The organism is Mycoplasma sp. 3392 (assembly GCF_053851755.1).
The window spans coordinates 316,934-338,937 of the sequence record NZ_JBSQBF010000001.1; the positions used below are offsets into that span (position 1 = coordinate 316,934).

Consider the following 22,004-nt stretch of genomic DNA (forward strand, 5'->3'; position numbering starts at 1 on the left):
CAATTGTCGGCTTTTTATTACTTTTAGTGTAAGTATGCTAACGGATCATTAATGTCAAGCATGTGTGGTTCTTCATCTAAACCTTTTAGATACTCAGGATCAACATATTTTTTGTCAACTACACATTGGAAGTTTCATTCTTTGAATCACTCATTTGACATACTGAACATACCTTTATCAGCGATGTCGTCACCTCATGAGTTTTCAACTTTTCATTTGATTACTTTACCATTTTCATCTAAATCAACTCCAACAAAATTCATTAAGTGAGTTGGAAGACTCATATGATAATTTAGTCTTTGTGCTTTAGTTGTGTAGATATTGGCTACAACATCTTCAAATTTGTATAACTCTTGATCCATAATCCCAAGTTTACGATCATGAAATTTTGAAACGTCACAAGCAAATGGAACACTAATGTTGTCTAAAATTGATAATTTTGTAGCTTTAACTAATTCTTCAATTGGTACATTTAATTGGTTGTTTCCCACAGCTTCATAAACACTTCTAAAGTATTTTGAACTTAAAACTTTTCCGTATGGGTGCTCTGGACGTGGATCATTAACAAGACACACTTTGTTTTTCAGTGAATCACCAATAGTCAAGTCAAAGAATTCTTTTGGAGTTGTGTTTAATATTTGTTGAAATTTCTTGTCCTTGTCATAGTATTTGTAGTCAAAAGTTTTTGGTGGAATACCCAAACTTATGGCGCAGATTGAGTAAATTTCACTCATTGTCTTTTCTTTTAATTCATAAAGTTTTTCAACATTGTGATTCTTTTGTCAGTTTTGTCTTAACTCCATTGCTGCTTGTTTTAGTTTTGAATTTAGAACGAACATTAAAGTATCAGTGTTTTGGGCTTCAAATACATCTGGCATTACTGATTTTGGCACAATTCCATATTTATTAATAAGAGCTAAGAATCATTCTCAGAACCCACCATCGTCTGCCGGACCATCCATTAGTTTAACAAACAATGTATCATTGAAGTCAAGCTCTAAACCATATTCAATAAAGTTTTGTAAAAATGTATTTGATTTTTCGATTTTGTCATAAAAAAGTAAGAAACTTTGACTAAATTCAATGTCTTCGATGTTGAGCTTTTTAGCAGCATTAATTCTTTCCATATTTAATGAAGCAAAAATTCAGCATCTTCCTGAATGTTTTTGATTCGTTACTGCCCCTGAATTAATAACACTTGAAAACACGTGATTGTGTTTGATTTTTACTTCATTATTGAAACTTACTTCTTTAATTCCGTTTTTTGTAACAGCATTTATTAGTGTTTTATTAAAGTTATTTTTAACAAAATCGGCTTCAAATTTTGTTAGTAATTCTTGAGTTATTTCTTTTTTCATAATTACGCTAGAGGGTCTCAAGGTTCGACAATAATAGGATCCTCTTCTAATCCTTTCAAATATTTTTCGCTTACAAATTCTTTATCTACAATCACTTCGAAAACGTAGTCATCAAATCACTTATCTGACATTGAAAAAATTCCTTTTTTAGCAAGATCTCCGCCCCAAGAATTTTCTACTTTTCAGTTTTTGGTTGTGTCATTTTCAATGTCTACACCAGTCAAAGTCATTGCGTGGTTGAGTGAAATCAGTCCTGTTGCAAATTTTTGTGCTTTTGTTAACTGTGAAATTTTTATTCCCATTGCGTCATAATTGTAAATTTCAGAATCAAAAATTCCTAGTTTTCTATCAACCATTTGACTAACATCACACCCGAATCAAACCGCTTTATTAGCTAGCAATGATTTTTTAGCTGCAAGTTTCAGTTCTTCAATTGGAACATTTAGAGCTTTGTTTAAACTTCCTTCAACAGCGGTACGGAAATATTTTGCCTCAATCATTTTTCCATAAGGATAAATTTCTCTAGGATCTGAAATAAGGGTAATTTTTTGACTCAATTCATCCTTAAGAAATTTTTCATAGAAACTCATTGGTGTCATATCTTTTAGACGATGAAATTTTTTATCTTTGTCATAGTACTCAAAATCAAATTCATAAGGAGGAATTCCGAAAGCTTGAGCACAAATACTGTAAACTTGGTCTAAAGTTTGAATTCTAATTTTATCTAAATCAGCCTTTTTGTTGTTTGCATATTCTTGACGCATTTTTAAAGCGGCCATAATGACTACATTATTCAATAACTCACTTACTTTGTCAGTTGCTTCAGAACTAATTGTTTCTGGCATTACTTGTTTTGGAACTGCTCCATATTTGTGAACCAAACTCTCTCATCAAGCATAATAACCACCATCCCCAACTGGATCTTGTAAGAATCTTTGCATCAGGCGATCATTAAGATCCAGTTCTAAACCATAAGCCATAATGTTAGTTAAGAAAGTGTTAGCTTTTTCTACTTTTTCTCAAAAATTGAAGTAGTTTTCACTAAATTCAAAGTTTTCAATGTTTAGTTTCTCAATGCTTTGAACCCTTGCCATATTCAAAGAAGCAAAAATTCAACATCTTCCAGATTGTTTTTGGTTAGTTATATCTCCAGTCTTTAATTCGTGACTGAAAACATGGGGATGACGAGCAATAACATCATTATTGTAAACTGTGTTATTAATTCCGTTTTTGATTATCGAATGACTCAAAACATTCAAATTTTTGTTGCTTTTGAAATTATTTTTTCATTTATTTAACAATTCTCAGTCAATCATATTAGTACCCCATTGCTTCTTCATATTCATCTAAGTTTCCGTAGAATAAGAAACTTTCATTATTTTTAACTTCTAAAATCACATTAGCTGCTTCTTTAACTAACCCCCGGTTGTATGTGGTGAAAATAGTTCCAGATTTATATTTTTGAATAGCTTCAACAAGCGAGTCAATGCTTTCTGAGTCCAAGTGGTCAGTAGGTTGGTCAAAAACTAAGAAATTACTTTCTTCTAACATTAGTTTTGAAAACATTAATCTTGCTTTTTCTCCCCCAGATGTTACTTTTACTTTTTTAAATACTGAATCATTCGAAAATAGCATTCTTCCTAAGTAAGCACGCATACGGTGATCTGAATTATCCTTAGTTTCTTGTGTCGAATTGTTTAGTGGTCATTGACTAATTCACTCCAAAATAGTCATATCATTTTGGAAAAATTTTTCGTTGTTGTTCGGGAAGTAGTTAGGAGTAATAGTAATTCCCCAGTTTACTGTACCACTAGTTGGTTTTTCAAGCCCCATAATGATTTCTAGTAATTTGGTTTTAGCAATGTCATCGTCACCAATGATTGCCATTTTTTCACCAGGTTTCAAGGTAAATGAAACATTTTGGAAAAGTGTTTCGCCCTTATCATTAATGTAACTTAAATTTTCAACTTCTAAAATTTGTTTACCAGGTGCACGGTTAAGATCGAAGTTGATAAATGGATATTTACGCGATGAAGGTTTAATTTCGTCAATGACAATTTTTTCTAAAGCTTTCTTACGGCTTGTTGCTTGACGACTTTTTGAAGCATTAGCACTAAAACGAGCAATGAATTCTTTTAATTTAGCTGCTTGCTCTTCTTTTTTTAGATTAGCTTGTTTTTGCATTTCCATGATCAATTGACTTGATTGTTTTCAAAAACTATAGTTACCAGTGAATAATCTAGCTTCGTTAAAATCGATATCAACTGTGTGGGTACACACAGCATCTAAAAAGTCACTATCGTGGCTAACAACAATAACTATGTTTTCATAATCAATTAAAAAGTTTTCTAATCATTTGATTGTTTTTAAGTCAAGGTGGTTAGTAGGTTCATCCATTATTAGAATGTCTGGATTGCCAAATAAAGCCTTAGCAATCAATACTTTAACCTTTTCATTAGCTTTTAGCTTAGCCATTGGCATGGTTCATTTTTCTTTATCAATTCCTAAGCCAGATAGTAAGGTTTGGGCATCATTTTCAGCATTTCATCCACCCATTTCACCAAATTTTTCTTCCAAAACGCTAGCTCTTTCATAATCTTCCATCGAAGCTTCAGGATTAGCATAAATGGCATTTTTCTCTTCTTGAATTTTGTATAAATCTTGATTACCCATAATAACAACTTCGGTAACAATAAAATCGTCAAACTCATTTTGATTTTGACTCAATACTGAAAGACGAGAACCTTTTGATTTAATAATTTCTCCGCTACTTTGTTCTTCTTGTCCTGCTAGGATTTTTAGAAATGTACTTTTTCCGACTCCATTTGCCCCAATTATTCCGTAAGTGTTCCCAGGTAAAAACTTCAAATTAACATTTTGAAACAGTTTTTTATCACTGAAAATTTTGCTTAAATTTTGTACTTCTAACATAAAACCTCCATTTAATGTATAACATTAACAATTTTACAACAATTGCAAATTTTAGGCCAAATAATATTATTTACGTGTTTCACAATAGATTATTTTTGTGTCTTTTTTCAGTCTCTTGAATATTCTTTTGTTTACTTTATGACCTTAAGAAAGCAATTGTGTAAATTCTGTAGTCTTTTTTTATAAAATATTAAGCATAAATATTTTTAAACTCATGTTTAATTAATTTTTTTTGACTATTGGAGACACATTATGGAAAGAAAATTTTCAGAACAAGAACTTGTCCGTCGTGAAAAAATTGCACAATTGCAAAAACTAAATAAACCAGCATTTAGTTTAGCGATCAAAGCAAGTCACAACTGTGGACAAATCCATGAACAATTTGATTCATTCGACCGCGAACAACTAGAACAAAAAAACGTAATAGTTTCAGTAAACGGACGTCTAATTGCTAAGCGTGGGCCTTTTTTGGTGCTTCAAGACAGAGAAAACACAGTGCAACTTTACATTGATAAAAAATCACTATCTGAAGTACAAAACGAAGTTCTAAAATTAGTCGATTTAGGAGACATCTTACATGCTGAAGGGTTAGTTTCAAAAACTCACACTAATGAAATTATGGTTAAGGTTGCTAAGTTTGAATTGCTAACTAAAGCTCTGAGACCATTGCCAGATAAATTCCATGGATTAGTTGATCAAGAAGAAAGATACCGTCGTCGTTATGTTGATTTAACAGTTAACAAAGATACGAAAAGAACATTCATTTTACGTTCAAAAATTATTGCTTCTGTGCGTCGTTTCTTTGACTCAAACGGCTATTTGGAAGTTGATACACCAGTTCTTCAACCAATTTTGGGTGGAGCAGCTGCTAGACCTTTCACTACATACTACAATGCTTTATCAAGTGATTTTTATTTACGTATTGCAACAGAATTACCACTTAAAAAATGTTTAGTAGGTGGACTAGAAAGAGTTTACGAAATAGGTCGTATTTTTAGAAATGAAGGAGTAGACACAACTCACAATCCTGAATTTACATCTATAGAATTCTATGAAGCACACTCGAACATGGAAGGAATGATGGAACGTTGCGAACAACTATTCAATTACTTGGCTAACGTTTTAGGATTTGAAACAGTAAATTTTGGTGGTCAAACTATTTCATTTAAAGCACCATTCAAACGCATTAATATGGTGGATGCTGTGAGTGAAAAAGTAGGATTAGATGTAAGAAAACTAAATGACCAAGAAGCTGTTGAACTTGCTAAAAAACATGGAATTAAAGTTGAAAAATATTTCAAATTAGGACACGTAATTAACGAATTGTTTGAAAAATATGTAGAAGAAACATTGATTCAACCAACATTTGTGTGAGGACACCCAATTGAAATTTCACCTTTAGCTGCTAAAATGCCTGAGGATGAACGTTTCACATTAAGAGCAGAATTATTCATCAACAAAAAAGAATTTGCTAACATGTTTACTGAGCTAACTGACCCAATTGACCAATTAGAACGTTTTGAATCACAATTAGAAGAACGTGAAGCAGGAAACGACGAAGCTAACGAAATTGACTGAGACTTTGTCGAAGCTTTAGAATATGGAATGCCTCCTGCTGGTGGATGTGGAATTGGAATAGATCGCTTAGTAATGTTACTAACTGAAAATGAATCAATTCGTGAAGTTTTATTATTCCCACAATTGAAAAATTTACCTAACCATGAATAATATTCAAGTGCCCAAATGGCACTTTTTATTTTCTGTTGCCAACAAGGTTTTTGTATAATTCAAGACATGAAAAAAACTAGAGTTATCCTTGCTGGAACTATTGATTTCAGTGCCAAAATTTTTTCTCATTTTATTAATAACGAAAAATATGAGGTTGTAGCAATCGTTTCACAACCGAATCGTCAATTTGACAGAAAAAAACAACTTTTGGATACATCAACTGCAAGCCTTGCTAAACAAAACGCTATCAAGTTATACCAACCTGAAAAAATTGGCGAAATTTATGATGAATTGTCTTCGTTGGACTATGATTTTTTGATTACTGCTGCTTTTGGACAATATATTCCTGAAAAAGTTCTTAAGTTAGCGAAAATAGCATCAATAAATGTGCATGGTTCATTGCTAGAGAAATATCGTGGAGCAGCTCCTATTCAACATGCGCTGTTGAATGGAGATAAGCAAACTGGAGTAACACTAATTTATATGACTAAAGCAATGGATGCTGGTGACATGATTGCACAAGTTTGCTTTGATATCGAAGAAAATGACACTGCTTTAGAGCTTTATGAAAAAATGGCTGATCACACAACAAAGAATATTGATAATTGACTGAATGATTTAATTCAAGGTTCAAATGAAGCAGTAGTTCAAGACGAAGCAAAAGTTACTTGAGCACCAAAAATAGAAAATCACGAAGCCGAAATTCTGCCAGCTGATTCTATTGATAAAGCGCTAGCAAAAATTAAAGCTTTTAATGACCAACCAGGAGCATTTATAGTTGAAAATGGAAAGAGAATAAAAATTTTCCGAGCAACTAAGAAAAAGGTTTCTACTCCTATGAAAATAAGTATTAACAGTGAGTGATTGTACTTAATTGAATATCAAATAGAGGGGAAAAAACGTGTCAAACAAAACGTTTAGTTTCAATGACTTTTTAGAGCAAGAGCAAAAGCAAGAATATTTTGTCAAAATTGCAAATAATTTGAATCAAATCGAAGATGAAAAACTAGCTCCATCAAAAGACAACATTTTTAAATGCTTTGACTTGGATTTTGAAAATCTTAAAGTCATAATACTAGGTCAGGACCCTTATTTTACCAAGGGAGTTGCGGATGGTTTAGCTTTTAGTTCCAGCAGTAACAAACGACTACCTTCATTAAATAATATTTTCAAAGAAATTAAAAATTCATATCCTGATTCAGTCTTTTTGACCAATAATCTAATAAATTGACGCAATCAAGGAGTTCTTTTGCTTAATACAACATTAACTGCTGAAATTGGTAAGGCTTTGTCGCACAAAGACTGAAATTGAAACATTTTTACTGCCAAGACTCTTAGTGAAATTTGTAAAAGACACAAAAATTTAGTGTTTTTAGTTTTTGGTAATTACGCCAAAAATTTCTTAATCAAGAACAATTTGATTCTCAAAGACAATTTTTACTTGTTCACTTCTCATCCTTCAGGATTAAGCGCTTATAGAGGTTTTTTGGGTTCTAATGTTTTCAAAAAATGTAATGACATATTGACTAGTTTAAACAAAACAACTATTGATTGATCTACTAAGTAACTGCGATAATACAGTTATTTTTTTCTTTTCGAAAAGTTTTAAGAGATTGCATTAAAATTTATTCTATGAATAAACTAAACATAAAAGAAACACAATTTGCTATCGAAAAACTTAAAGACATTTTTTCTCATAACTTACGTAAAGAACTAAATTTAACAAGAGTATCTGCTCCATTATTTTTAGCCAAAAATAGTGGATTAAACGACACATTAAATGGTGAAAAAGCAGTAGCATTTTTTGCTAAAAATTTTGAATACGAATTAGAAGTTGTTCACTCACTTGCAAAGTGAAAGAGACATGCTCTTAATCGTTATGATTTTCATGTTGGAGAAGGGATTTATACTGACATGAATGCAATCAGAAGAGAGGAAATTTTAGATTCCTTACATTCATTTTATGTCGACCAATGAGACTGAGAGAAAGTTATTGGCGAAGATCAATACAATATCAAGTACCTTAAAAAAGTAGTTGAAACAATTTACAAGTGTCTAAAAAACACTGAAAAAGCAATCAATCGTTTATATCCGGTTTTGGAACAAAAATTACCCAAAAAGATAACATTTATCACTTCTCAGCAACTATACAGCCTTTATCCAAATTTAGATCCAGGACAAAGAGAATATGAATTTATTAAAAAACACAAGGCTGCGTTTATTAGTCAAATAGGGTATGATTTGCCAGACAAACAACCACACTCGAAACGGGCAAAAGATTACGACAATTGATTATTGAATGGTGATATTGTGGTCTACGATGCAACTAACGATCAAGCACTAGAATTGAGTAGTATGGGAATCAGAGTAGATGCAGAATCAATACAACGACAATATCAATTAAGTAAAGAAGAAATTAAAGCAATCAGTCCTTATCATGCCAAAATTATTGATAAAACTTTACCGCTTACAGTAGGTGGAGGTATTGGTCAAAGTAGAATAGCAATGTTTCTTTTAGAAAAGCACCACATTGGAGAAGTACAAGTAAGTGTTTGAGATGATGAAACGGAAGCTCAAGCAATTATGCGTAAAATTCCACTTTTATAGGAGGTTGAAATGTTGAAAAACTATACTAATAAATTACCTAAAAACAAAAAAGTTTTGCAGGCTGTATATAAAAATGGCACTGCTCCAGAATTTATTTCACGCATCAAGGATAAAGTGACTTACGATAATGCCAACAAAAAATATTACGTTTATTTAGACAAAATTAAGAATTATGTTGAATTAAGAAAAGCGGTCGATAAAATCATAAATTCTGACTATGAATTTGATGTTATTGACTTAGACTCTTTTGTGAATGAAAAAATATCAAATGAAGACGTTTTAACTGCTTTTTACACACGTTATCCATTTTTTAAAGAAAATATTTACAATGTAAAAACTGAAAAAACCAAATCTTTCAAATATCCTACATTGGTTATGAGTGATGCCAAATATCGTTCTTTAGTAAAAGAGTTATTGATTATCAGTGAAAATGTAACAAGAACTCGTGACTTACAAATCACCCCGCCAAATGTATGTAATAGTGAATGATTGGCTGACTATATAGTTGAGGATTTTAGAAATCTAGAAAATGTTGAAGTACAAGTTTTAGGAAGAAAAGAAATCGAAGATCTCGGAATGGGTCTAATGTTGAGTGTTAATCGCGGATCAACTTTTGAACCACGAGTTGTAGTAATTAATTACACAGGAAATACTAAAAAGACGCAAAGAATGGCTTTTGTTGGTAAAGGAATTACTTTTGACACTGGTGGAGTTAACACTAAAGGATATTTCATGGAAGGTATGAAATATGATATGTCAGGAAGTGTAATTGCTGCTTATGCTTTAAAATCAATAGCACAACTAAAACTAAAAGTAAATGCCAGTGCATTGATGATGATTACAGATAACAGATTAGATGGTGATGCTTCACTACCTGAAAACGTGTATGTTTCAATGTCTAAGAAAACTGTTGAAATAGTTGATACTGATGCTGAAGGTCGTTTGGTTTTAGCAGATGGTAATACTTATGCAAAAGATGTTTTAAAAGCAAACTTGATTGTGGATGTGGCTACTCTAACTGGTTCAATGGTAAGAGCCTTAGGTTCAGTTTATAGTGGAATTTATTCAACTAGTGATGAAAATTGATTGCTTTTTGCGCAAGCGTCACAAATTGCAAGAGAAAAAGTTTGAAGAATGCCTTTACATGAAGATTTTCATAAATATAATCAAGAATCAAAAGTAGCTGATCTATTAAACTGTTCAAATGACACACCAAGTGATAGCAATACAGCTGCAATGTTTTTAAAAGAATTTGTTGACGATGTTGATTTTATTCATTGTGACGTAGCAGGAACTGCTGACAGAAAACAAATTCCGCAGGGTGAATTGGTCGCAACACTAACATATTTCGCAAAATTGAGAGGTTAAAATGACTAAATTAGAAAATCAAAACAATAATGCTTGATTACTAAAGGCCGACTATTCTTCAAAAGCAAAAAACAAGCACAAAAAAGTTGAAGAAGATGTTGTAACAAAACAAGCAAAACTATATTTAGATTTAAATAAATTAAAAAATGTCAGCGACTTTAGTCAAATTGCCAAAAATTTAGTTACAGATGCTAATCGTGAATACACTTTTGAGCTAGATTCTTTTAAAAACAACAAATTTGAACAATTAGACCAAATTCTCTACTGACTAACTTATGGTCTAGAATATGCAAAGTTTGACTCATTTACTTGAAAAAACAATGACAAAGTGCACAAATTTGATCACAAGATTTTAATAAGTGAGACTAGTGAAGCATTTGACAAAGCTTATCAAAAAGCACTGATTGTTTCAGAAGCACATAACCAAGCAAGATACTATCAAGCAATGGCACCAAACATTGCCAACAGCGAATTTTTAGCACAGGAAATTGTTAAAAAATTTAAAGGGCTTAAAAACATAGAAGTAAAAGTTCTTTCTAGAAAAGAAGTTGAACAATTGGGAATGAATTTATTCTTGAGTGTAAACGCAGGTTCTGTCTATGAACCTAAATTAGTAGCAATAACTTATAAACCAAACAAAGACTCACAAGAAAGTTTAGCTCTAGTAGGTAAAGGAATCACCTTTGACTCAGGTGGTTACCAAGTAAAAACCAAAAAAGGAATGCCTGGAATGAAATATGACATGACAGGAAGCGTTGTGGCCGCTTTCAGTCTATGAGCGATAGCTAAACTGGGTGGAACTAAAAACATGAGTGCTATTTTGATGTTAACTGATAACAAAATAAGCTCACTTGCATCAACACCTGACACAGTGTATCGTTCAATGAATGGTTTAAGTGTTGAAGTTAACAATACTGATGCTGAAGGTCGTTTGGTTTTAGCTGATGGAATTACTTATGCTGTAAGAAATTTAAAAGCAACTCAAATTATTGATATTGCCACATTGACTGGAGCAGTAAGTTACTGTGTTGGAGAAACCTACAGTGGAATTTTTTCTTCGAGTCAAGAACTTTTTGATAAGCTAGAAAATGCTAGCCAAGTTGCTGGTGAGCTGATTTGACAATTGCCTCTAGATGATGAGTATTTAGAAGGATTAACTAAATCAAAGATTGCCGATTTATATAATTCAGATTCCTCTGGAAATGCAGGAAGTTGTACTGCCGCTATGTTTTTACAACAATTCAAAGAAAACGCAGATTTATTACATATTGACATTGCTTCAACTGCAAAGAAAAATAACTACTCAACTGTGCCTATGTTGTTGTCGTTGATTGAATTAGGATTACAGGAGGATTAGTCACAAAGACATTCATTAGTAGACTGAAAAAAGAATTTACTTTCAGTGTTTATGATTTAGCAGTATTCGGAATTTTATTAGCTCTTTACTTCATTATTGAGTCAATTGAAAGATACGCTTTTGTTGGTGCTTTTAAAATTTCTATTACTTACACTTTGTTTATTATTTTTGGAATAGTTTTAGGACCAATAAAAGGAGCATTTTTATCATTTTTCTGTGACCTTGTCACACAACTAATCTACGGAATTCATTTTTATATGTTAGTTTATGCCATTATTCCACCTTTGATTGCTATTTTGGCATGATTGATGTTTAAAATGCGAAGTTTATCAAAAAAAACTATTTTTCTAACAGGATTCGGTACTTTACTGCTTTTAACAATTTTGTTTGTAGTATTCATAAGTACCCAGTACTCACTGATTCAAAGTGGAATGAGTGCTAAAAAACCAAAATTAGTAAGTATTCAGACAGTTATGATTGTTTCTAGTTTGTGTATTTTAACAATATGAGCAATCGCCATATTCTGTTTATTTATGAGTGAAAGAAAATCATTTCAAAACTTCTTTGTTATATTAATCATCGTATTTACAATAATTATTATTTTTAGATGGTTATGAGGACCTTTTGCATATATAACTTTTTATAATCGTTACTTTGCAAGAAGTTCAAAATGAGCGTATGGTGATTACTATTTCTATTTTATGATTCCGATAATGTTTAAAACATTAATTGAAATTCCAGTTTACGCATTCATTTTATTTGGATTGCAACATCTAATTATTTGAATGCAAAAGCAATTCAAAAATCAACAAAAAATGCGTTATTTTAATTAGTTAAAGCTCTCGGGCTTTTTTTCTTTTTGTCCTGCATTTCACTAGTATAATATTTGTAATTATGAAGAGAAAACTATGAAGTTTTATGACACCTTTAGCTTTGTTGCCTGTCATTAGTGCACCAGTTATGTTGAGTGCTTGTGATAATAGTGCTGAAAAGAAAAAAATAACTGAGCTTGAAATAAATATCCAACAATTAACTCAACAACTAAATAACAACAAAGATATAATTACACAACTAAATAAACAGAGCCAAGACCAACTTAGTCAAATTCAACAACTAACTCAGTCATTGAGTAGTGAAAAGACTGAAAAAGAGTCAGCACAAACACAACTAGAGCAAAAAATTAAAGAATTAAATGATACAAATAGTCAAATTCTTGCTCGCAACGAACAAATAAGTTCTTTAGAAAAACAGCTTAATTCTTTACAAGACTCATTAAAAACTCTTAGTCAAAACTATCAGGACATTCAAAAACAGAATCAAGATCTGACTAAAGCAGTCGAAGATATTCAAATAGATAATGATGACTTAAAGCAAAGTAATGAAAAGTTGCTTAATGAATTTAAATACTACTCATTTGACAAAGATAAATACTATAGTCAAAACCCACAACTAACATCTTTTTCAACAACTACTGAGTCAAAAAATAGTCAGTTAGTAACAAATCAAGACTATTTAAATTCAATTGCTAATCGTACATTTTCATTCACTATTTACACTCCTTCAAAAGATCCAAACAAGATTACTGCTAATGTTGGAACTACTTGACTTTTAGATTATAAAAACATTGCCGAAAACAAATGGCGTTTATATCTTGCAACTAATTATCACGTTGCTTTGCTATTTAGTCAATTAGATAGAGATTTTGCTGAGTATAAACAACCTGATGTAACTAGACCAATAACAAGTATAAGTGTAAACTTCATAAACCCAGCAACTGGCAAAATAGTAGTAAACCAACTAGCTAAAAATGCTTGACCAAAAATATTTTATATGGCAAGAAACTTCATGGATAAATCAGCACTATCGTATCCTGATCCAGACAATGTTGATCACTATGCTGACTTTGCAGTTCTTGAATGAAACATTAACACTGACGAATTTCTAGATAATTGACTTTCGGATAATAAAAGATCTTTAAATGTCTTACTATTGAATCATATTCTTGATGCCAAGCAAGAATTTGATAGTTTAAAAAAATATGGACAAGAACATACTTTGACAAATATTAGTAAAGAATCAGCACCATATATGAACTTAGATTATGCAACAGTTCAAAGCATAGCTGATACGAATTTTTTAAACAGACAATACACAAAAGACAATATAACTTCAATCCAAAGAGCAAATGAGGCTTCGGAAGATGCAAAACAATATTTATCTTCTTGAACTATATACACCGCCATTCCAAATGCAGTCTATTGAAATGGATTCTTTTTAGATAATAAGGCTAAGAATTTAGTTTCGCAAATTTACAACATCGATGACGAAAACTTGGAAGATATTGATTTTTCTAACTCGAAACCTGCCAACAAACTACTTTTTCAAGTAAAAAGTACTCTTAACAATCGCATTATCAGTGAAAAAACTTCATTCAATGGACGTGGCGGAGCAAGATATTACGGAATTCATTATCAAACCCAAGCCTTAAAAGGTTCAAGGGGTGGAACCAGCGGAACTATGGTAACTAATAGTGAGGGAATGACTATCGGCTTAGTGTTTGGCAACATGGTTGAACCTGTTTCATACACTGGTTCTGATGGCACTAAGTATGAACTAAAAAGCACACTTATCCAACCTCTGACAGTAACAAAACCAATTATTAAAGACAATATAAGAGTGGAAGCCTACAATTTAATTGATAATACTGATAAACAAAAATACCCTTATCAAAAAACTTCTTATCGTCAACAATTAATAGCGAAATATGGACCAAGCTACAAAACAGCATTATTTAGTTAACAAAAAAAAATCAGCCAAATTTTACAGGCTGATTTTTAATTGTTGTCTTTTTTAGAAATATCGTAAATTTGATTAGCAACTTTTGAAACTTTGATACTTTCGGGATTTGCAATGTACTCATCTTTTAGTTTTTGCAAGTTTCTTAGTTTTGCCATTTCAACTTCTTTTGAACCTTTAAAGTCAAAGAATAATAAAATTGATTGCACGAATGCTACAATTGCACTAAGAATTGCTACTGCCAAAAACAAATCTTTCAAAAGTTGTGTTTCATTTCATCGAATAGCAAACAAGTTTAGAAGAATTTGCAGTGAAGAAATGATCATAATAACTAGTGAAATCATGATGTAAGTAAGACGCGAAATGATGTATTTTTTGCGGTAAATTAAGTAGTTAGTTTTGCTGTTTTTAAGAACTGATAAGTCTTTATTGTGTGGGTTTTCAACTATTCAATCTTCATTATTATTTTTCTTCTTCATATTTTATCTCCCAGCTCATACTGCAAATATCACACACATTTTTATAGAATTTCAAATCACGATCTTTTGAAAAATACTCACCTATTTTTTGTTCATAAAGTACTCATTGAACTTTTAATTTTTCAATCCGTGATTGATATTTAGAAATTTTTACTCGTAGGGCGAAAAATGACATGATTGAAGTACAAAAAGTGGTGATTGCTGTGATTGCATTAGTGTATAACAAATAATCATTTCAAGAATTAGGACCGAACAGCTTACTTCCTGAATAAATTTGTAAAGTACTTAATATTGACAGCACTAAAGCAACTAAAAGCACAATAATATTTAAAGAAACAAATCAAAAACTTCAAATAATGAGTCTTTTTTTCATTTTGCTTTCATAGTCTTTGATTATTTTTATCAATAGAGAATTATTCACCTTTTTCTCCCCTCAGTGTTTTAATAACTATATTTTTAACTCTTTCATTGCTTTTGTTTTTTTCTAATGCCATTATTTCTTCAATGTTGTATTGATATTGTTTTTGTTCAAAGTTAGCATCATAAATGTATACATTTTTCATAAACTCGATCGACTCATACATCTTTTTATATGTATAAGTTTTAGCATATGTTTTGTAAATACTTTGTACTATAGCAAGAATGAAAATCAAAATTGTGAAACTAGCAACAATAATTGAAATGGTTACATTAACTTCAGCTGCTTTATTAGTTTTAAGAATTTGTTGTCCTTTGTAAATTGCAAAAGAACAAATGGCAATAATTGTTAAGTTAATTAAAATTATTAAAAAGTTAAAAAAAGACTGAAAAAAACTCTGAAATTTGATTCTTTTTGAAATTTGTTTGATTTCACTATCAAAGTAAGCAATCAGTTTTTCATTGATTTCTGGTTTGTTCATGCCTTAATTATAACAACTAATAATTTAGCACTAAGCAATTTTGACTGCTAAAATGGTGCTATTTTTTGTTATAATAACTTTCAGAGGTTATATGAACAGGTTAAAAGAAACAGAAGAAAATATTTTCAAATACATCGTTGAAGCCTACATCGAAACTGGTCAACCGGTAGGTTCTAAATTTTTATGTGAAAGATATTCTCTAGATTGATCGCCAGCAACAATTAGAAATATCATGGCTAAGTTGGAGCAAATCAATTTCTTAGCAAAAAACCATACATCAAGTGGAAGAATTCCTTCAACTGAAGGTTTAGAATATTACGCCAAGTTTCTAGCCTACAATCCAGAAAAATATTTCAAAGATCATTTAGAAGATTTACTAGCAAAAAGAAGATTGTCAATCGATTGTACTGTCGAACAAGCAGCAAATGCAATTAGTGAGCTTGCAGGACTTACTTTAGTTACAGTATCAAACAATGCAAACGAAGTTTTGAAATCAATTCAGTTAACTGTTTTGAGCGAAAATAGTGCAATCATTGTTTTGGTAACATCAACAGGAAGAGTGGAATCGAAATTATTTAATTTTGATAACAAATTAATTGACATTAATGATGTTAGAGTAGCGGTGCGCTTATTCAAAGATCGTTTAATAGATGTACCTTTAATTGAGCTAAATCAAAGAGCAAAATTACTAGCACCAATCTTAGCGGAGCAAGTTAAAAATTACGAGCAATTGCTGCAACAATTTGTTCGCGAAGTCTTGACATTTGAAGAAACTATCAAATCGCGTGTTTACAACAAGAATCAAATTATCCTTTCACGTGACATAAGTCGTGAACAAATTACTGAAATTTTTGATCTTATTGAAAATCACTCAATATGAGAAGCACTAGAACGCGATTTAGACGAAGAAAATTCAATTAAATTCAATATCAATGACCAAAACGTAAGTGTTATATCAAAAAAAATTAATTTCAACAACAGCGAAAATATTCGTGAAATTTCTATTGTCGGTTCAAATAGAATGAATTATGGTGAAGCAATAGAGGCTATGACCTTAGTAGAAAAATTATTGATGTATAAAAAGGAAAAATAATATGGAAATGAAACAAAAAGAGCAAAAAATACACAAAAAATCACACGAAAAATTGCCTTTAGAAAAATTTGACTCCCTTAATGTTGAGTTTGAAGTTGAAACAACTAAGGATAAAAACATCGAAAAACATACCAAAACAATTGTTTTTGGTTTTTATGAATTAGGCCAAAAAGTTGAAGAATTACTGCAAAAAGAAGCAAAGCACATCAAGTTAGATAAAATTTATAAAACAGAAGAGGATAACAAGGAAACAAAATATAAATTAGTTGTAAAAAAAATTTACAAAGCCAATTCACACACTAAAAAAGATCGTGAGCAAATCGAACAATTACGCCAAGCCTTATTAAAAAAACATCAAGAATTAGCCTTGGCGAATTTGCAAGTTTTAGAGCAAAAGAATATTAATGAAAAAAATGTTGAAGATTTTAAACGAAAAATAGAAGAATTTCAACAAAAAGCTAGTGAAGAATTAGCGGCTTTTAAAGCTAAAAATTATGATCATATGCAAAATGAAATGGCAGAAAATAAAAAATATGCTATTCAAGGCTTTGTTGAAGATATTCTATTACCTTTAGATAATATTGAAAAAGCGGCCTCAGCAGGATTAAATAGTCAAAATCCTGAAGTTCAAGCATACACGAAAGGTTTTGCAATGCTGCTAGGGCAAGTGGAAAATGTAATGCAAAATTATGGAATTAGTAAAATTATTCCACAAGTAGGTACTGATTTTGATCCTTATACACAACAAGTTTTTGAAACTCAAGATGCGGGACTGGAAAAAGAAAAAATCATCGCAGTTAAAAGCATTGGTTACAAACTACACGATAGAGTTATCAAGCCAGCATTAGTTGTTGTACAAAAATAATATCTATTCATTAGGCAAGGTTAATTTCTTGCCTAAAAATTTAAAAAAGAAAATTTAGCACTCTAATGTTGCAAGTGCTAAAAATATGGTAAAATATAGTTAGCTTATTGAATTAACAAAAAATTTAAGGAGTTTATTATGGCAAAAGAAATTATTTTAGGAATTGACTTAGGAACTACAAACTCAGTTGCAGCAATTATTGAAAACAAACAACCTAAAGTTTTAGAAAATCCTAATGGAAAAAGAACTACACCTTCAGTAGTAAGTTTTAAAAACGATGAAATTATTGTAGGAGAAGTGGCAAAAAGACAACTTGAAACTAACCCTAATGCAATTGCTTCTATTAAAAGATTAATGGGAACAAGTCAAAAAGTAAAAGCAAATGGAAAAGAATACACACCAGAACAAATTAGTGCAATGATTTTAAGTTACATTAAAGACTATGCAGAAAAAAAAGCTGGACAAACAATTAAAAAAGCAATTATTACTGTTCCCGCATACTTTGACAACGCACAACGTGAAGCAACTAAAAACGCAGGAAAAATTGCTGGTTTAGACGTTATCCGTATCATTAACGAACCAACTGCAGCAGCTTTAGCTTTCGGTCTTGATAAAGATAAACAAGAAAATCAAAAAGTTTTAGTATTCGACCTTGGAGGTGGAACATTTGACGTTAGTGTTCTAGAAATGGAAGAAGGAACATTTGAAGTTCTTTCAACATCAGGAGACAACCACTTAGGGGGAGACGATTGAGACCACAAAATTGTTAATTGAATGGTTGAAAAAATCAAATCAGAATACAACTATGATCCTTCAAATGACAAAATGGCTATGGCCCGCTTGAAAGAAGAAGCTGAAAAAGCAAAAATCACATTATCAGCATCACTAGTTGCTAACATCTCATTACCATTTTTAGCAGTTACATCAGAAGGACCAATCAATGTTGAATTAGAACTAAGTAGATCAGAATTTGAAAAAATGACTCAAGATCTACTAGATAGAGTAAAAAAACCTATTTTAGATGCTCTAAAAGAAGCAAAAATTGAAGCCAAGGATCTTGATGAAGTTCTTTTAGTTGGTGGTTCAACTAGAATGCCAGCTGTGCAAGAATTAGTTGAAAGAGTTTTAGGTAAAAAACCTAATCATTCAGTTAACCCAGATGAAGTTGTTGCAATGGGTGCAGCAATCCAAGGTGGAGTTCTAGCTGGAGACATTGATGACATTCTATTATTAGATGTTACTCCGCTAACTTTAGGAATTGAAACTGAAGGTGGAATTGTTGCTCCTTTAATCCCACGTAACTCAAAAATTCCTGTTACAAAATCACAAGTTTTCTCAACTGCATCAGACAATCAAACTGCTGTTTCTATTGTTATCGTGCAAGGTGAAAGACAAATGGCTTATGACAACAAGATTTTAGGGCAATTTAATCTTGAGGGTATTGACCCAGCTCCTCGTGGAGTTCCACAAATCGAAGTAAGCTTTACAATTGATGTTAATGGAATTACCACTGTTACTGCTAAAGATAAGAAAACTAATAAAGAACAAACTATTACTATTCAAAATGCAAGTCAATTATCAAACGATGAAGTTGAAAAAATGGTTAAAGATGCTGAAGAACATCGTGAAGCTGACCAAAAACGTCGTGAAGAAGTTGAAACAAAAGTCCGTGCTGAATCAATGATTAATCAATTAGAAAAATCATTAGCAGAACAAGGTGACAAATTAAATAGTGATCAAAAAATCAAAGCAGAAGCAGAACTAAAAGAATTAAAAGATTTATATGAAGCAGGAAAATGAGCAGAATTAAAATCAAAAATTGATTTATTTGAAACACAAATGCGTCACTTCCAAGAACAAATGCAAGCAAGTGGAATGAAACCAGAAGACTTGGAAAATATGATGAATAACCAAAACAATGAACCTAAGGAAGAAAACTAATCCTTCAAGTTTATTAAATTATCTAAATGTGGCACTTGCCACATTTTTTTCAACAAATAATGTTATAAAATAACTAATTAGTAAGGAGTAAAAATGAGTAAAATTATCAAACCAGTTATTTTTAGTGACATGGATGGAACTTTATATGGCAAAGATTTTGTAATAAGTAAGGATACAAAACAAGATATTAATTTTGCAATTCATAGCTCGGAAGAAAACCTTAACCCAGGAGACTTCAATCTGGCGACAGGAAATCCTTATTTTGAACGGGTAGCAGAAGTGTGCCAACAATTAGGAGTAAGGTTTGCAATATGTTCATCCGGAGCGCAGATTTTTGATGTTCAAAATCAAGAATTTGTGTATGAAAGATACATAGATGTTGATAAAGTAAAACAAATTATCAATGTTATTAAAGAAAATAAGTGACCTACAACTTTTTTTAACTCGAACAAGTATTATTACTTGAATATATCGGATAATAATTTTCTTGATTATGTTACTAATTTTCACTTTACTAATAAAGAACAAAAAAGTATCATTTCAGAGTATAAAGATGAATCGCTAGAAGAGATTGTTAAAATTGAAATTTGAGCCGAAAGAGCTCAAGAACGTAACCAAATTGCTGAGTTATTGAGACCTATTTCTGAAGATGTAGTTGTTGGTAATTTTGTAGTAGAAGTAACACCAAATAATGTTTCAAAAGCTAGTGGTATTGAGTTTTTACAAAGCACCATTTATACGCAACATTCATTTGAAGATTTTATGGCTGTAGGCGACAGTGGAAACGATGTATCTATGCTTTCATTATGTGGTTTTTCTTATGCCATGGCGAATGGTGATAGTAAGATTAAAAAACTTGCTCATTTTCACACATCATCAGTTGAACAAAACGGACTTGGTGAAGCAATTATTGATTACTTGTACCGTTTTGATAACATAGTTAAAAAATTCTTACTCCACTAAAATAAAGCAATTTGACATCTGCAAGAGAATATTTTCTCTTGCTTTTTTTATATAAAAAATGCAGTTTTACTTAATGTTTGACGCATAAAACACTCTTTTTGGGAAAATTACAAGTCGTTAAGACAATATAAAAATCTACTCAGCCATTGACTGAGTAGTCTGCAATTTTTATTTTAAATATTCTTTATATTTATTTATATTGTTGATATTAACACACAAATTGAATTCATCATTGATATCAAGAGATCACAATAAACCGTAGAAATTAACTAAACATTTCAATCGATAGTATTCACTTCAATCAGTTACTTCTTCATAACAAGACAGTAAATATTTTTCTTGTTCGTCAGTCAAAAAAGCGTTGCTTGAAAAATATGCAAGGTCGAAATATTTCGTGTTAAAACACACATATTCTAAATCAATAAATTTTATTGTTTCATCTTTTGTATAAATAATGTTTAAAGGATTTAGATCATTGTGACTTACAACATTGCTATCAAGTAAATGAAAATTTTCTAATAATTTTTTCTTTAAATTTTCATCTAATTCTTCAATTTTGGGATGATAATGATACTCGTGAAACCAAGTTTCGACCCTATCTGATACATTATTATGTTCAACATTGATATTCGAGTAATGCATTTGTTTTAAAGCTAAAGCTATCTTTTTCAATATCGTTGGACTGCTAATTTCAAAAATGGTATTTTTTATGAAATCACGAACTACAATTTTGTCATCTTCATAGACAACATTTGCGTTTCAAGGTTGATTGTTAAAAATCATATGATTGTTAAGATGATTGTATCCGTTGTATTTTTTAAACTGAATGAATTTATCATTTAGAACATAACTTTCGTTTGTTAGTCCGCCTTTTATCTGTTTTAAATTCGCATTGTTTTGTAACAAGTTAACATATGTTTGTTTGTAAGCATAGAATCTAAACTGTTCACATAAATACTCAAAATCAGTGAAATATTCTTCACTCATTCCAAAGCTTTCTTTTAAAAGTTCTTTGTCAAAACCATTTTGATACAAACTTAGTACATCAAAAGCTTCATTACATTTGCGCACTCATTCAAAATCCAGTAACACTATTTCATTGTTGTTTGTTAGCAAAATATTTTTGAGTGCAAGGTCACCATGTGATGTAACAAGTGTTTGGTCTTGATATTTTTTAACCAATCTTTTATATTTAGGATCTTCAATGTGATACACATCTCAGTCAAAAGTAGCAACATCAATGTTTTTGGTGTGAAATTGTTTGACTTTTTCAATTACCTTTTGTTGAATTTCAGTTGTTACTCTTACTTTGTCTAGCGTTTTACCTTCATATCATTTTTTTATTAGTATTCCTTCGTTGTAGTACGAAACGTCTTCCAGTTGACTGAAAACTTTGTTTTCATTTTCTCAATTAACAAAATCATTGCTAGGAATTCTTAACTGTACTGTTTGCCCTTTAAATATTGCTTTAAATGTTACATTATGAAAGCCTTGATAGAAAAATTCAATATTGTCTAATTGCTTTTTATTGATGAATTGTTTGAGAATTCCCTGATATTTAGGTGCTATTTGATACTCATTCAATAAATTATCCATGTAATAATTTTAACAATAAAAAA

19 protein-coding genes are annotated in these 22,004 nt (G+C 31.0%); 12 read left to right on the forward strand and 7 right to left on the reverse strand.

All coding sequences use genetic code 4. The features are described 5' to 3' along the window. Positions 1-23: 23 nt before the first annotated feature. From ACWXVV_RS01275 to ACWXVV_RS01285, 3 genes are read right to left on the reverse strand one after another with little or no spacing between them, the layout of a single operon-like run. A complete protein-coding gene (locus ACWXVV_RS01275; protein ID WP_438341399.1) occupies positions 24-1,358 on the reverse strand; it encodes a C1 family peptidase in 1,335 nt (444 codons plus the stop codon). Positions 1,359-1,360: 2 nt separating this feature from the next. Continuing rightward, the gene (locus ACWXVV_RS01280; RefSeq protein ID WP_438341398.1) at positions 1,361-2,698 is read right to left on the reverse strand and encodes a C1 family peptidase; all 1,338 of its coding nucleotides are present in this window, start codon (positions 2,696-2,698) and stop codon (positions 1,361-1,363) included. Then, positions 2,676-4,289: an ABC-F family ATP-binding cassette domain-containing protein gene (locus ACWXVV_RS01285; protein WP_455967718.1), complete on the reverse strand. Its 1,614-nt coding sequence runs from the start codon at positions 4,287-4,289 to the stop codon at positions 2,676-2,678. The genes ACWXVV_RS01280 and ACWXVV_RS01285 overlap by 23 nt, the downstream gene beginning before the upstream one ends. Before the next feature lie 252 nt (positions 4,290-4,541). Here ACWXVV_RS01285 and lysS point away from each other — a divergent pair, with 252 nt between their 5' ends. The 8 genes from lysS to ACWXVV_RS01325 all read left to right on the forward strand — a co-directional run bounded on the left by lysS (position 4,542) and on the right by ACWXVV_RS01325 (position 14,148). Beyond that, entirely contained in the window at positions 4,542-6,017 is a 1,476-nt protein-coding gene (gene lysS, locus ACWXVV_RS01290) for a lysine--tRNA ligase (RefSeq protein WP_438341396.1), read from the forward strand. A 66-nt stretch (positions 6,018-6,083) separates the two neighbouring features. Beyond that, complete coding sequence (fmt, locus tag ACWXVV_RS01295) at positions 6,084-6,938, forward strand: methionyl-tRNA formyltransferase (protein ID WP_438341395.1); 855 nt, start codon at positions 6,084-6,086, stop codon at positions 6,936-6,938. After that, complete coding sequence (locus ACWXVV_RS01300; RefSeq protein WP_455984538.1) at positions 6,919-7,584, forward strand: uracil-DNA glycosylase; 666 nt, start codon at positions 6,919-6,921, stop codon at positions 7,582-7,584. Before fmt ends, ACWXVV_RS01300 begins: the two co-directional genes overlap by 20 nt. Before the next feature lie 65 nt (positions 7,585-7,649). Continuing rightward, positions 7,650-8,624, forward strand: a complete 975-nt coding sequence (gene asnA / locus ACWXVV_RS01305) for an aspartate--ammonia ligase (RefSeq protein ID WP_438341393.1) — start codon at positions 7,650-7,652, stop codon at positions 8,622-8,624. 9 nt (positions 8,625-8,633) lie between these two features. Next, positions 8,634-9,992 (forward strand): M17 family metallopeptidase, encoded by a 1,359-nt coding sequence (locus ACWXVV_RS01310; RefSeq protein WP_455984537.1) that lies wholly within the window; start codon positions 8,634-8,636, stop codon positions 9,990-9,992. Position 9,993: 1 nt separating this feature from the next. After that, positions 9,994-11,349 (forward strand): M17 family metallopeptidase, encoded by a 1,356-nt coding sequence (locus ACWXVV_RS01315; RefSeq protein ID WP_438341391.1) that lies wholly within the window; start codon positions 9,994-9,996, stop codon positions 11,347-11,349. A gap of 257 nt (positions 11,350-11,606) precedes the next feature. Then, on the forward strand, positions 11,607-12,182 hold the full coding sequence (locus ACWXVV_RS01320; RefSeq protein ID WP_438341390.1) for a hypothetical protein: 576 nt from the start codon (positions 11,607-11,609) through the stop codon (positions 12,180-12,182). A 61-nt stretch (positions 12,183-12,243) separates the two neighbouring features. Beyond that, positions 12,244-14,148: an MIP family Ig-specific serine endopeptidase gene (locus ACWXVV_RS01325; protein WP_456012456.1), complete on the forward strand. Its 1,905-nt coding sequence runs from the start codon at positions 12,244-12,246 to the stop codon at positions 14,146-14,148. A 35-nt stretch (positions 14,149-14,183) separates the two neighbouring features. On the opposite strand, the gene ACWXVV_RS01330 is transcribed toward ACWXVV_RS01325, so the two are convergent. From ACWXVV_RS01330 to ACWXVV_RS01340, 3 genes are read right to left on the reverse strand one after another with little or no spacing between them, the layout of a single operon-like run. Further along, on the reverse strand, positions 14,184-14,624 hold the full coding sequence (locus tag ACWXVV_RS01330) for a hypothetical protein (RefSeq protein ID WP_438341388.1): 441 nt from the start codon (positions 14,622-14,624) through the stop codon (positions 14,184-14,186). Continuing rightward, positions 14,608-15,045 (reverse strand): hypothetical protein, encoded by a 438-nt coding sequence (locus ACWXVV_RS01335; protein WP_438341387.1) that lies wholly within the window; start codon positions 15,043-15,045, stop codon positions 14,608-14,610. Before ACWXVV_RS01335 ends, ACWXVV_RS01330 begins: the two co-directional genes overlap by 17 nt. After that, positions 15,038-15,523, reverse strand: coding sequence for a hypothetical protein (locus ACWXVV_RS01340; RefSeq protein ID WP_438341386.1), 486 nt, complete (start codon positions 15,521-15,523; stop codon positions 15,038-15,040). Before ACWXVV_RS01340 ends, ACWXVV_RS01335 begins: the two co-directional genes overlap by 8 nt. A 91-nt stretch (positions 15,524-15,614) precedes the next feature. Between ACWXVV_RS01340 and hrcA the strand changes: the two genes are divergently transcribed. The 4 genes from hrcA (at position 15,615) to ACWXVV_RS01360 (ending at position 20,385) form a co-directional block, all read left to right on the forward strand. Next, on the forward strand, positions 15,615-16,616 hold the full coding sequence (hrcA, locus tag ACWXVV_RS01345) for a heat-inducible transcriptional repressor HrcA (RefSeq protein ID WP_455984535.1): 1,002 nt from the start codon (positions 15,615-15,617) through the stop codon (positions 16,614-16,616). Position 16,617: 1 nt separating this feature from the next. Then, positions 16,618-17,481 carry a nucleotide exchange factor GrpE gene (locus tag ACWXVV_RS01350; RefSeq protein WP_455984534.1) on the forward strand — a complete coding sequence of 288 codons (864 nt, stop codon included), beginning with the start codon at positions 16,618-16,620 and terminating at the stop codon, positions 17,479-17,481. A gap of 138 nt (positions 17,482-17,619) precedes the next feature. After that, a complete protein-coding gene (dnaK, locus tag ACWXVV_RS01355; protein ID WP_455967730.1) occupies positions 17,620-19,422 on the forward strand; it encodes a molecular chaperone DnaK in 1,803 nt (600 codons plus the stop codon). Positions 19,423-19,515: 93 nt separating this feature from the next. After that, positions 19,516-20,385 carry a Cof-type HAD-IIB family hydrolase gene (locus ACWXVV_RS01360; protein ID WP_455984532.1) on the forward strand — a complete coding sequence of 290 codons (870 nt, stop codon included), beginning with the start codon at positions 19,516-19,518 and terminating at the stop codon, positions 20,383-20,385. Positions 20,386-20,553: 168 nt separating this feature from the next. Here the strand turns inward: ACWXVV_RS01360 and ACWXVV_RS01365 are convergent, their stop codons facing one another. Then, positions 20,554-21,981, reverse strand: coding sequence for a phosphotransferase (locus tag ACWXVV_RS01365; RefSeq protein WP_455984531.1), 1,428 nt, complete (start codon positions 21,979-21,981; stop codon positions 20,554-20,556). Positions 21,982-22,004 lie beyond the last annotated feature (23 nt).